Consider the following 13,969-nt stretch of genomic DNA (forward strand, 5'->3'; position numbering starts at 1 on the left):
AAAATAGAGAATAATCAATTTTTCATCTTTTTGATATATCAATCAAATGAATCGTAGGGCTGTTCTCGTACTACAATTAGGCACAGGAGCAGGATAACCTTTTCCTGTTAGCTGTTCCAGTATAATTATTTCTATAAAAACTTTAATATCTTGTCATTTTTTCTTACAAGTAATGTATATTCTTTGTAGTTTCTGTGGTATATTTTCCTTATCTAAATAAAGATATCGATAATTATTTTGAACTATTTTGGTAATGATGATGTACTATTTTTATAATTATTTAGAAAGTAGGCTTATGATGGAAACAAATGTTCAAACAGAAAATGATTATAAAGATTTAGTTCAATATCTAAAAAATAATGAGCAGGAATTTTTGGATTTATGGGAAGAAAAAATAGTTGTACACAGAAACAAAGACAATAGAGAACTAATAAGAAATAACGGTTACTTAATGTATCAAATTATCCTAAATTCAATTAACTGTCCTTACTCAGAAAACGATATAAAATTATTGGCATACAAAGTTGCTCAGGAACGTGTCGATGCGGATATCAACATCGGGGAGTTTACTTACAATGTCAATCTAGGTAGAAGTATCATTGTAAAATATGTAAACCATTCCGGAATCAAGTTGGAAGAAATACAACCCATCGTTGACTTAATTAATAACCAATTTGATTTATTCTGTTACTTTGCTGTATCAAGATACACAGAATTAAAAGATATAAAACTACAAGAAAAAAATTTATATATTTCACAAACGCATAAAGAGAGATTGGCTATATTAGGACAAATGTCTTCTAGTTTTGTCCATGAATTCCGAAACCCACTTACATCGGTAATGGGATTTATTAAATTATTAAAAAACGACCACCCCACATTACCTTATTTAGAGGTGATTAGCAAAGAGCTCGAACAGCTGAAATTCAGAATCACACAGTTCCTTCACACTTCAAAGATGAACACCATAGTTGAAAGTAAGAATGAAGAAATTATGATCAAATCTTTATTAGAAGAAGTGATTGATTTCTTATACCCAAGTATTGTTGATGGTAATGTGGACGTTACCTCTCATATAGATGATACTACAAAGGTAATCGGCGATAGAAATGAATTAAAGCAAGTTTTCCTAAACCTATTAATGAATGCAGTAGATGCTGTATGCGAAGCAAGAAAAGATAGAAAAATTAACATTCATACCGAAGTAAACGGTGAACAAATTACGATTAGCATCTCCAATAATGGTCCAGCAATAAATTCAGATCTAGTAAAATTTATTTTCGAACCATTTTATACGACAAAGAAATTAGGTACTGGAATCGGCTTATTTGTCTGTAAAAATATCGTCGAAAAACATAATGGCAACATTATTTGCATCCCAGATGATCATTTAACAACGTTTCAGATCATGTTACCTATTTATAGGTAGTAAAGATAGGCTTCATTGGGACCGATCACATGCTAAAATTCTCTCATCAGCGGCAGCTTGAGAACCGTCCCTTTGATACCCTCACCCCATTTTATGATTATTCCCCAGTGATTCCTTCACTTCTTTTGCAACGGTTTGTGCAAAATGACCTAAATCTCCTTTTTGGTAGGATTTGATCACTTCCGGAGTAATGGAAGAAAGAGCACGATTAATTAATTTATCATCAAAATGTTTTCCTTTAAGGTGTGTTTCTAACTCAACCGCAGCTTTGATTCCATAATAAGTAGCCCACTTGTTAATTTGATTGACAATTTCTGGATCTCCCTTTTTGACTAATCCGATAGTTGAAAATAGGCTCTTTACATGTTCAGGAACATAGCTTTCTGTGATAAAATAGCCATCTCCATTAACGTACAAGTCTTGAGCATGACCAACAAACTTCATACTCACGATCTGTATGTCCGGAAATTCCTTTTGAAGCTGAGCCGTATTGAGAGCAGTAGCCATATTAACATAGGTCACATGTGAATAATGAGATTGTTGGATGAATTTTGACACCTGTGCTGCAGGTAACGCTAAAATAATGGTCTTCATATCGGTTAATTTTTTTCCGCAGATGGGAACTGCTTTATTAAAATGGGCAGTAAAGCTTTTGACTTTATCATCAGATGGATGAAAAATCCCTATTTCTTCATCAATTTTATCCCATTGGCTCATCAGTGCCCTTCCTAGTCTTCCAATTCCAACCATTGTTGTACTTATCATAATTTCTATACCTCATTTTCTAAACAGAAATTCTACTATAATGTATGTTGGTTTCAACCATTTGTCCGAATTCTGTTTTAGTCGGACTTTCAGTTCCTTATACTCACAAATTACGCGGCTTTGCGGAGTTTTCCGGACATTCAATACCTTATTTAGTCGTTTTCAGCATCTTGGGACTCTGTTTGGATGGAATAGCGTACCCATTGTTCGCAAAACTCTGTGAAACAGTCTTTTTTGGAGGGATAACGAATCATATGTCCGCATACTGTTTTTGCCGGACATTCAGTTCCTTATAGTCACAAATTACGCGGCTTTGCGGAGTTCCTCAATAGCCCTTTTCTATATCCACCCTATTATGTAAATCCTCGTTTTGTTCGACTTTTTTTAACGTATCGATAAAACAAGCAACCGCCTCATCTAGTTCTGTTACAGCAGAAATATGGGGTGTAATAATGACATCCTCACGTTCCCATAATGGTGAATCTTCAAGTAGAGGTTCCGTTGAGAACACATCCAACACAGCTTGGCGTACCTTTCCAGTATTCAAGGCCTCCATTAAAGCCGTCTCGTCCACAGTTGCTCCTCTACCAACATTAATGAAAGCTGCGCTATTAAAATAACTAAACAATTTGCTATTAAAAATTCCATTTGTTTCCTTTGTTAATGGTAGTGTGCTAATCACCCAATCTGCTATAGGTAAAACTGAAGACGCCGCAGAGGTTGGTATTACCTTATGAAAATAGTCTTTTGATGTACCGCTTTTCGAAACTCCCATAACGGTCGCACCAAGCAAACTAAAGCTACGGGCTAGCACCTGTCCAATTTCCCCCGTTCCAAACACTACAATTGTCTGATCCTTAACCATTTTCGGTGTTCTTTGAATCCACTTCTTCTCTTGCTGTCTAGTCTCAAAATACTTCTGATACTGAAGGTCCTTTAACACATAACTTAAACAGTATTCACTAATTCTTTCCCCAAATGAACAAACAGTCCTTGTTAAAAGTACATCATTTTCTTCCCAGCCATTCAGGGCTAAATAGTTATTGACTCCGGCATTAAAGGAATGAATCCATTTTAATTGAGATAAGTCAAATTGAGGAGCAGGTTCAAATCCAACATAAGCGTCCGCCCATGCTAAATCCCCTTCAGTAATTTCTTCAATAGCAACAAAACGGAAATTTGGATGAATTGATGTTGGTAATTGTTTTTGAAAGTCCTCCTCATAGGGACCCGCTACAAGGATGTTTATAATTTCCATTTAGATTCCTCCCGAAAAACTAGTTGATTTTCAACTGTTTCTAATTTGCATACATTTTTTAATATTAAGCAAAATTTTATACAAAAAATTACAAGTAAATAACAGTTTTTTCACTCTTTTTGAAGATTTAATCTATTTTTAATAATTGTATAGGTATATAGATTAGAAATTCCATAATGTTATTTATTTTACTTAGGTCATCACTTTTCACCATAACTCTACTGAGAATATTTTTAAACTTAAAAATTTAAAAATTCCAAAAATATAAGTTTACTATAAATCCATGCTATAATGATAATTGAAAGCGCTAACAAAAGAAAGGGGTTTTGTCGTAATGTCTTTTGAAGAACTGATGAATGATTACATACTTCATAAAAAACAGAAGCTCCCAAATATCAATCAATTATTAGATTTTGTTCAGCTAAGATATATACAAGGTGAACTATGTTTATCCAAATACCGTTGTTTACTTCGTGAACTACATGAACGCGGTGCAGTCAAACCCGAGTATTATGTAGAAAATCTTAACTCAAAAGCTTTCATTTAGTTATAACATATTGTCAAAAACCCCTTCCGTCTTGGAAGGGGTTTGCTTTATTTCAAATAGAATTACTTGAACATTTAAAGTGATTATATTGTTTTATTCAGATTAGCGAATTAGCCTACCTTCACAATAATCGCCGCACCATTATCACCTGCAGCACAGCCTGCTGCTAGTGCATAGCCACCTCCTTTTAGAGCCGTTTCTTCAATGGCTTCAATGAGTAAACGCCCTACAGTAGGTCCTTGCGGATGACCAAACACCAATGAGCTGCCATAATTGTTCATATCCATCGCATCGATTCCAAACTCCTTCGCTAAGTACATATCATTAACGATAAATGGATTGTGAGTTTTAATGGCTTTCAAATCATTGATCGATATTCCAGCTCGATCTAGCGCCATTTTAACAGCGGGTACCGGAGCTGCTGGCATCGTAGCTTTCTCACCTCTTGCGTATCCATATGAAATCACTTGAACCGGAATACTAGAGTCAGTGCTTAAACGCGCTGCATTTTCTTGTGTAGTTACAATGATTCCAGCATTCCCATCAGCTGGATGGGTTTGACAACCGAATGTCAAAATTCCATTTTCAGTCGTTGGTCGGAGCTTACGCAGTGCTTCGATTGATGTTTCGTTCACACCTTCATCTGTTTCAAGCACTTTTGTCTGCCGTTTTGAAACCTTTATTTCAACCGGAAGCATATAACGCTTTTGAAAGGCGCGATCATCTTTTAGTGAATCCGCATATTGCTCATAACGCCGAAACGTTAGTTCATCTGCCTCTTCCTTGGTGAACCCGTTTTCTTTAGCAACTCTTTCTGCCGTATAAATCATACCGATTCCAGTGGATGGATCTGCTGCCATATTGTCCATATTCCAATTTTCCGAAAGGACCTCACCACCAGGTCCTTTTGGATTTGGCCAAATTGTATGAGGGCCATTAGAGCATCGATCGACTAACAGGCAATAGGCAGCGTTGGCATTTCCTAGTTCAACGGCAGCCGCTGCATTGTAGACCGATGTCGTCGACGTTGCACAAGCATGCATTACGGTTTGACCAGGGATATCAGGAGCGCCCATCATTGTGGAAGCCCATGACGCACCATAAAACACACTTTTTTGCCCGATTGTAATCCCGAGATATAGATAATCCAATTCTTCATTTGGGTTTAAGTGCCTTGATTTAAACCACTTTTTACTAGTGTTGGCGCCTAATTCAATCGAATTTTCATTTTGTAAAGTTCCCTGCCATTTACTAAATGGTGTCGTATAATAACCGCCATAGGGTATAAATGCTTTCGTAAACATGCTCATCTTTTTTATGCCCTTCCTACTACTAACTTCGTTTTAAACACAGGGCGTTTCCCTTCTGTAACAGCAATTAAACCAATTAATGCATCTTCCGTTTCGAAAATTGGAACTAAGCCAGCTAATTCAAGCTCAATACCTTCCGCAATAGACATCTCGGCTTGCTTGTTAATCAGGTCATTCATTGTTTCTAAAGCAATTAATCCCTTATAAGATAGAGTTTTTAATAGTTTATCAGCAAGTTGCTCATCGATTCCTTGTGGCTTTTCACCATTTAGCATGCGTTCCACATTTTCATCAGAAAACGCTTGTTGGTATACAGCGTAAGAAGTAGGGATTTCTCTCTTAGCATATTTATCAACTTTACCATTCGCTACAAGCTTTTCAATTGTAGCTTCGATTTCCTCCATCTCAACAAGCTCTGTCACAATTCCTAATTCTTTCGCTGTTTGAGCTGTGATTTGCTTTCCTGTAAACGTAAAATATTTAGCTAATTCTTTACCGATTTGGTGGTTTGTGCGCAACATTCCGCCTAATCCTGGGTAAATACCTAGACCGCTTTCAGGGAAGCCCATTGAGCCTTGGCTTGTCGCAACGATCGCTTGACATGCCAGTGCTAGCTCGCTGCCGCCGCCAAGTGAAAGACCATCTAGAACAGCAATCGTTAATTTTTCAGACGTTTCGAATTTTCTAAATAACTCATGACCTTTTCTTGTGAACTCTACATTTACATCAATATTATTAGTTTTTATACATTCGATAAAGTGTTTGATATCAGCACCTGCTACGAAAGCTTTTCCAGCACCTTGTATAGCAATCCCCTTAACTTGCGGATCTTTTTCAGCTTGATCAAACGCCTTTTCTAATTGATCGACAACCACTGGATTTAACGCGTTCATTGCTTCCGGACGGTTGATCGTAATGTACGCAACCTCATTCTTTACTTCCAAATCAACATATTTAAATTCAAAAGGCACGCCCTTGTCAGCTTGAGCTTTTAATACTTGTGGCAAATGGAAACCTGGTCTTGCTTCATATAATTCTTTTACCATTTCGTATGCCTTTTCCACGCCCACTTTATTAATTAATTCAAATGGTCCTAAGGTCCATCGTAGCCCAATTTTAGCTCCACGATCTGTATCTTCAATTGTGGCAACGCCTTCATCTACCTGTGCACCAGCAACACCAAAAATTGTTGCATATAAATGCTGATTAATTTCATCAAATTTTGTTTCATCTACCTCGTCACTAAGATCCCAATCCTGTTTCAACTCCACTTGTTTTCTAAGTATATCCGGTGCGAAATAAAATTCACTTACTTCCTTACCCATATAGTTAGTGACATGTAATGCAATTGGTAATCCTGTCACATTCATTAACTCAAAAGGACCCATTCCAATTTCAAAACCTTGTTTCGCTGCTGCATCAATTGTAGCGGTATTCGCTACCCCTTGATCTAATAAATAAATAGATTCTGAAAGGAACGTCGTAAAGTAACGATTTACAGCAAAGCCAGGAGAGTCTTTTACGACAATACATGTTTTATTATGAAGTTTTCCAATTAGAAGTGTAGTCTCAATCGTCTCTTTAGAAGTTCCTTCATGAGGGATTACCTCTACTAATCTATTTTTTGCAGGATGATAGAAGTAATGCATACCAATGAATTTCTCTGGACGGTTTGTATATTTAGCAAGGTCTCTTATATAAATCCCTGATGTGTTCGTTGCAAAGATAGTTTTTTCATCACAAATTTTATCAAGCTTAGCAAAAAGGCTTCCCTTTATCTCTTTATCTTCAAATACTGCCTCTACAACTAAATCAACATCCTTTAATGCATCATAGTCAGATGTCGCATGAATGCGATTTAATGTATTAGTGACTTGTTGCTCGGTGAAAATCCCTCGATCAATACCTTCTTTCAGGGTAGAGCTTATAATGGAGACTCCTCGTTGAACCTGCTCTTCAGTCAGATCAACCAATGTAACATTCAAACCTTCTTGAGCCATTTTTTGTGCAATTCCTGACCCCATATTTCCTGCGCCGACAACTCCAACTTTAAGTGATTTTGACATAGTTTTTTTTCTCTCCTTTGGATTAAATTTAAGTAAGTTATATTTATATAATTTAAGTTTTTAGCGTAATTGAACCTGTTCTTTTAACTGACTCTGTAATTCTATTTTTTTGATTTTCCCTGATGGTGTCATTGGAAAGTCTTCTACGAATACAATTTTGTCTGGAACTTTATAATCTGCTACTTTCTCTTTAATAAAAGAAAGCATTTCTTCTTCGGAACTTATTGTACCCGCTTTCAATTGGATGCAAGCACAAGAAATCTCTCCAAGAACTGTATCTGGCAGCCCCAATATAGCAACGTTATTTACATATGGGTGGGTGTAAAAATATTCCTCTACCTCACGAGGATAGATATTGTAGCCCCCGCGAATGATCATTTCTTTCTTACGGCCTACAATTCTTATGTATCCTTTTTGATCAATGGTAGCCAAATCACCCGTATAGTACCAGCCTTGTTCATCAATAGTCTCATAAGTTTTCTCGGGCATGTTATAGTAACCCTTCATTAAGCCAAAGCTTTTACACGCCAGCTCTCCTACTTCCCCAATCGCCACTTCATTTCTATTGCCATCAACTACTTTTACCTCTACTCCAGGCAATGGTCTGCCAACGGTCTCGGCTCTTACCAGATCATCATCATCAAAGCTAGTTAATGATAAAGTAGGAGAGGTTTCCGTCATTCCATAACCTATTAAAATATTAATTCCCATTTCTTCTCGAATACGTCTTATAATTTCTACGGGTGCAGGTGCTCCTCCCATTTCGCCTGTTCTCAGCGATGAAAGATCATATTTACTAAAGTTCGGATGGTTCAATTCTAGAATAAACATGGTAGGAACCCCAGGATGGATGGTAACCTTTTCTTGTTCAACCAAAGCTAATGCCTTTTCTGGTTTAAATACTTCCATCAACACCATTCTGCTGGCTGACGCAATAACACGTAAAACGAACATAAGTCCCATCACGTGAAACGCCGGTGTTGGAAGTAAGAAAACATCATTTGGTGAACATTTCATACATTCAGCTCCCGCAACAGCTGTATGAACAAGATTTTTATGTGTTAACATCGCTCCCTTTGGTTTCCCTGTTGTTCCAGATGTATATAAAATTGCATAAACATCCTCGATCGGATCGATCTCTACCTTTGGGGCTTGTTTCACTTTCCCTGCTCGTAACAAGTTTTCATAGCTTTCTATTTCATTTGAATGAAAACGAACAGCTACTAGATGCTCTAATGTAGGTATATTCTCCTTTATTTCTTGGTATTGATTAAAGTGATTAATATGATCAAATTCCTCTGGGAAGAAAACAACTTTAGCACCTGAATTGTTTAAAATATAAGTTACTTCCTCTTTTTTAAAGCGTGTGTTAAACGGAATAAGTATGGCTCCTAATTTTGCTAATGCAAATTGAATGACGATAAACTCATGCCAATTTGGCAAGCTCACTGCTACACGATCACCTTTAGTAATACCTAATTGATGTAAACCTGAAGCTAGCTCACTAGCCTCTAGATTTAGCTCTTTATAAGTGAGTCTTCTTACTCCATCGTATATTACTTCAAGATCCGGTTTTAACGCTAAAGCGGAATCAAGTAATTGAGATAAAGACATACTATATCGCTCTTTAAACATAAGTAGTTTTCACTTCCTTATACGTCATATTTAAAAAATTTAGAAAATTTAAATCATTTATTCCCTTACTTAACGATAAAATTATTTCCATCAAAAAGCTACCTACATAAAGTAGGAAAAACACCTATAAACATCCTTACTTGTAACGAAATCCTATATTAATAACATTTCCTGCCGACTACTATTAAACATTAGAAGTAAGTAAGAGAACAAGAAAGGGGAAAGTTTCGGAAAATAGATAGGAGAAAATTCTTCATTTAATTAATAAAAAGGATACTCCGCGATTAACGCTTGGGTTAACCCCTTCATACACCCGATGAAGAGGAAACAACGGCATAAAACATCATTCAAACCTCTTCATACACCCGATGAAGAGGAAACAACGGCATAAAACATCTTTTAAACCTCTTCATACACCCGATGAAGAGGAAACAACGGCATAAATGATCATTGAAACCCTTTCATACACCTGATGAAGAGGAAACAACGGCATAATACATCTTTTAAACCTCTTCATACACCCGATGAAGAGGAAACAACGGCATAAATGATCATTGAAACCCCTTCATACACCTGATGAAGAGGAAACAACGGCATAAAACATCATTCAAACCTCTTCATACACCCGATGAAGAGGAAACAACAGTGTAAAACATCATTCAAACCTCTTCATACACCCGATGAAGAGGAAATCACCGAAAAAAGATCATACATACCTCTCTTCATCGACCCAAGAGAATGAACCGTCAAAATGAAAATCTATGCCGTTCTCCAAAACGATAAAGTTTCAGAAAAGGGAAAACAACCTTACCCAATAATTCACAGGTAAGGTTGTATTATAAAAAGTATCATAAATATATGAAATATTTGTTAGGTAAACTAACAGCCCCCACTCCTGGCCTTTTCACTTCAACAGTTGCAATATTTTAAACAAGAATTATAGTTTCACACAAATATTAGTTAGTTCAGTGTAGAATTCCCAACTATGAACGCCACCAACACGGCCTAGTCCACTATCTTTCGTACCACCGAATGGAGTTCGTAGGTCACGAACAAACCAGCAGTTAATATAGGATAATCCAGATTGAATTGATTGGGCTACACGGTGTGCGCGACGGATATCATTCGTCCAAATTGTATTACTTAAGCCCATACGAGTATCATTTGCTGCTGCAATCACTTCTTCTTCTGTGTCGAACGGAATCACTGTAACAACTGGTCCGAAAATTTCTTCACGAACACAACGTGAGCTGTCATCTAAACCTGTGATAATCGTTGGTTCGATGAAATATCCTTTATCCAATCCTTCAGGACGTTTACCACCTGTAACGAAAGTACCGCCTTCCTCTTCCGCAATTTTCAAATAGCTCATTACTTTATCATAATGTACTTTAGCAACTAATGCACCTTGGTCGTTGTCCATATCAAATGGGTCGCCAACTTTTAATTCTCGTGTTTTGGCTGCAAATTTTTCTACGAACTTTTCATAAATAGGTCGTTCAACATAAATTCTTGAACCACATACACAAACTTCCCCTTGATTTGTAAAGCTTGATCGGATAGTTGTTTCCACAACTTCATCAATATTCACATCCGCAAAAATGATATTAGGGTTTTTACCGCCCAATTCCATTGAAAGCTTTTTCAATGTAGGAGCAGCCTCAGCCATGATTCTAGCACCCGTGCTTACTTGACCGATAAAGCCGATCCCTGCAATGTCTGGATGTTTATTGATTGCACTTCCAGCACCAGGTCCAAAGCCGTGAACCAAGTTTACAACTCCATCCGGAACGCCCGCTTCTTTTAGAATTTCCATTAATTTTGTTGCTGTCATTGGCGTTAATTCAGATGGCTTAATTACTACAGTACATCCTGCTGCAAGTGCTGGAGCTAATTTCCATGTTAATAAGAATAATGGAAGATTCCATGGTTGAATTAATCCAACTACTCCGATTGGACGGCGATGTCCGTAGTTAATCGCATTATGTGTATCATCCTTGAAAGATTCTGTTCCCACAGACATCATGTAATCAGCAAAGAAATGAAAGTTTGCTGCGGCCCGTGGTGCATCAACGTGACGAGAGAACTTAAGGTGCTTACCCGTATCTAATGATTCTAATTGTGCGATTTCTTCTTGTCGCGCTTCAAGAATATCGCCAACTTTGCGGATAATTTTTGAACGTTCCTTTGTGCTCATTTTTCCCCATGGTCCTTCTTCAAAAGCACGTTTTGCTGCTTGAACCGCTAAATTTATTTCTTCTGTTCCACCTTCCGCAACAGTACCATATATTTCCTCTGTTACTGGATTAACATTATTAAATGTTTTTTTATTAAGAGATTCTACAAATTTACCATCAATATAGTGTAAACAGTTAAAAGGTTTTACAGTCTTTTCTACAACCGTTTGTGTTTGTACCGCCATAATTTTTTCCTCCTTAAAGCTAACAAATATTATTTAGGTTTATCTATGTCTTTATGTTAATTGTTTATTGTTTCGTATACAACATACGTGTTGCTCTATGCGGAACATGTGAGTAATTTTTTTTAAAAGTTGCAAATATTGTATCATAAGTGCCCTATAAATACATTTTCGCCAGCTTCCGTCTATAGTACTGAACTAATATCCATAATAATTATAGCGTTCTCTATGTTTTTCGAAAAATAAATGACAATCAAAAACAGCACCAATTGTCATTATTATAGACAATTGGTGCTTATACTGACTATTTTTCTCAAATGAGACCTTTATCGACTACCTCTTCTACCTTTTGATGAAAACCTTGACTTGCTTTTGGGACGACTATCATTTATTTTTTTTCTAAAAGGTGTATCTGCACCTTTCCTCCTGACATATCCGCTGTCTTCAGAACGTCTAGCTTTTCTTATTTGCTCATTTCTTTCTTTTTCATAATCCTCACGATCAGGGATACTAATTCCTTTAATGACTTGTTTTTCTAGTGTTTGATGAATCCCTTTTTCAATCATTTGTAAGAACTCGATATCCTTAGGTGCAACTAAAGTAATGGCAACACCATTCCCGCCCGCTCGGCCAGTACGTCCAATTCTGTGAACATAGCTTTCAACATCCTGTGGTATATCATAGTTAAAAACATGTGTCACTCCTTCTACATCAAGACCTCTTGCTGCAACGTCTGTTGCAACTAAAAACTGAGATTTTGCTTCTCGGAATCGTTTCATCGCTTTTTCACGTTTTGACTGAGGTAAGTCACCGTGCAGCTCGTCTACTTCATATCCATTAGCAATCAGGACCTCATAAAGCTTTTTGGCACGAGCTTTTGTACGACAGAAAATAATTCCTAGAAAAGGGCGATGTTCTTGAATTAAATGCAATAAAGTTGCTTGTTTCCTGCGATCGGTTGTTTCAATAACAACTTGTTTAATCTCAGCTACCGTTACTTTTTTTTCTTTGACTTCAATGATCTCTGGGTCTACCAAATATTTTTTAGCAAGAGATTTAATTTCGTTTGGCATTGTTGCTGAAAACAGCATCGTTTGGCGCGTCGAGTATGTTTCATATATAATGTCTTCTACCTCGGGAAGGAACCCCATATGTAACATTTGATCCGCTTCGTCAAGTACAAACATCTGAATGGTTGAAAGGTCAACTGTTCCGCGGCGAATATGATCCAATAACCGACCAGGAGTTGCAACAATAATATGTTGACCACCCTTTAATTTTTTCAATTGATGCTCAACATCCTGACCACCGTACACAGCTAATACCTTAACGCCTTCTAAGTTCTCTATCATTTTCTTTATTTCTTTTGAAATCTGCTGAGCAAGTTCTCTTGTGGGTGTCAAAATAAGGGCTTGTAAGACCGGTTTGTTTGCATCAATTTTTTCAAGGATTGGCAGCACAAACGCCAACGTCTTTCCCGTTCCAGTTTGCGCTTGGGCAATCACATCCTTACCCTCAAGAACAGAGGGAATCGTCCTTTCCTGTATTGAGGTAGGAGTTAAAAGTCCTAGTGACTTTAATGTATGATTAATTTGTTTTCGAATTCCAAGTTGTAAAAAATCAGGCAAGGTTAATCACGTCTCTTTTCATTTATTAATGCCAATGTTTGTTATTAAAATGGCTTATTAACTATAGCATATACGTTAGTATTTTACGAAGTGATTTGAAAGATTCATGGAGACTTTTCTCCTGCTACAAATCACGCAGAGCCTGTATCAGGAGACCATCCCCATGAAAACCATTAAATTTGGTTATATCAGTTTCTTTGTCTGTGCTCCCAGATAAATTGTTTTGCTAAGTTTTCCAGATTATCATTGAGCGGTTCTAATGCAATACTACCGTATTTTCGTTTTAATGCCACTTCCAAAAGCCAATCTGCAACAGTCGGATTTTTGGGAAGGAGTGGTCCATGTAAGTATGTTCCGATCAGATTTTTATAACGTAAACCTTCTTTAGCATCTTCTCCATTGTTTCCGAATCCTGAAATTACTGTGCCAAATGATTCATATTCATGATATGTCCGTCCAACATGGTTTTCGAAACCTACAATAGTCCCCATATCCTTTGTTTCCATCAGTAAATTTCCTATTAATCTAGTTGGCTTTGACAGGGTATAGAAATCCAAAACCTCTAGCCCTTTTAATTTCAATCCATTTGAAAGTTCATAATAACTACCTAAAAATTGATAGCCACCACAAATGGTCAATGCTGCGACTCCATCTTCGACCATTGCTTGGAACTCTTTTTTTATTTTATGAAGTTGTAATGTGACAATACTTTGCTCGCGATCGCTCCCACCGCCTATAAAAAGAATGTCTGCACCGTTTAAGTGACTTTGAATGCCGTCTACTCCCGTTATTTTTTTTATGTTAAGCTTAATATTCCTCCATTCACATCTTTTTTTCAATACAAGAATATTTCCTCGATCACCATAAAGATTTAATCTATCCGGAAAAAAGTGGAGTAAGGTTAATTCCATT

The 13,969-nt window shown here is 36.9% G+C and carries 10 protein-coding genes; 2 read left to right on the top strand and 8 right to left on the bottom strand.

The window, feature by feature from the left end:
* The first annotated feature begins 295 nt into the window (after positions 1 to 295).
* Positions 296 to 1,429, top strand: coding sequence for a histidine kinase N-terminal domain-containing protein (locus C1724_RS08430; protein ID WP_258000316.1), 1,134 nt, complete (start codon positions 296 to 298; stop codon positions 1,427 to 1,429).
* A gap of 81 nt (positions 1,430 to 1,510) precedes the next feature.
* On the opposite strand, the gene C1724_RS08435 is transcribed toward C1724_RS08430, so the two are convergent.
* Complete coding sequence (locus C1724_RS08435; protein ID WP_102346235.1) at positions 1,511 to 2,194, bottom strand: NAD(P)-binding domain-containing protein; 684 nt, start codon at positions 2,192 to 2,194, stop codon at positions 1,511 to 1,513.
* A gap of 325 nt (positions 2,195 to 2,519) precedes the next feature.
* A complete protein-coding gene (locus C1724_RS08440) occupies positions 2,520 to 3,452 on the bottom strand; it encodes a D-2-hydroxyacid dehydrogenase (protein ID WP_102346236.1) in 933 nt (310 codons plus the stop codon).
* Positions 3,453 to 3,786: 334 nt separating this feature from the next.
* Here C1724_RS08440 and yppF point away from each other — a divergent pair, with 334 nt between their 5' ends.
* A complete protein-coding gene (gene yppF, locus C1724_RS08445) occupies positions 3,787 to 3,999 on the top strand; it encodes a YppF family protein (protein ID WP_102346237.1) in 213 nt (70 codons plus the stop codon).
* Between the two features lie 110 nt (positions 4,000 to 4,109).
* On the opposite strand, the gene C1724_RS08450 is transcribed toward yppF, so the two are convergent.
* The 6 genes from C1724_RS08450 to C1724_RS08475 form a co-directional block, all read right to left on the bottom strand.
* Positions 4,110 to 5,309 carry a thiolase family protein gene (locus tag C1724_RS08450; RefSeq protein ID WP_258000317.1) on the bottom strand — a complete coding sequence of 400 codons (1,200 nt, stop codon included), beginning with the start codon at positions 5,307 to 5,309 and terminating at the stop codon, positions 4,110 to 4,112.
* Between the two features lie 5 nt (positions 5,310 to 5,314).
* Positions 5,315 to 7,375, bottom strand: coding sequence for a 3-hydroxyacyl-CoA dehydrogenase/enoyl-CoA hydratase family protein (locus C1724_RS08455; protein ID WP_102346238.1), 2,061 nt, complete (start codon positions 7,373 to 7,375; stop codon positions 5,315 to 5,317).
* Between the two features lie 60 nt (positions 7,376 to 7,435).
* Positions 7,436 to 8,989: a long-chain-fatty-acid--CoA ligase gene (locus C1724_RS08460; protein WP_258000318.1), complete on the bottom strand. Its 1,554-nt coding sequence runs from the start codon at positions 8,987 to 8,989 to the stop codon at positions 7,436 to 7,438.
* A 958-nt stretch (positions 8,990 to 9,947) separates the two neighbouring features.
* Positions 9,948 to 11,432 carry an aldehyde dehydrogenase gene (locus C1724_RS08465; protein WP_102346240.1) on the bottom strand — a complete coding sequence of 495 codons (1,485 nt, stop codon included), beginning with the start codon at positions 11,430 to 11,432 and terminating at the stop codon, positions 9,948 to 9,950.
* Positions 11,433 to 11,755: 323 nt separating this feature from the next.
* Positions 11,756 to 13,057: a DEAD/DEAH box helicase gene (locus tag C1724_RS08470; protein ID WP_102346241.1), complete on the bottom strand. Its 1,302-nt coding sequence runs from the start codon at positions 13,055 to 13,057 to the stop codon at positions 11,756 to 11,758.
* Positions 13,058 to 13,245: 188 nt separating this feature from the next.
* On the bottom strand, positions 13,246 to 13,968 hold the full coding sequence (locus tag C1724_RS08475; protein ID WP_102346242.1) for a type 1 glutamine amidotransferase: 723 nt from the start codon (positions 13,966 to 13,968) through the stop codon (positions 13,246 to 13,248).
* Position 13,969: the final 1 nt, after the last annotated feature.

This window comes from Bacillus sp. Marseille-P3661 (genome assembly GCF_900240995.1).
Taxonomy (GTDB): Bacteria; Bacillota; Bacilli; order Bacillales; family Bacillaceae_J; genus OESV01.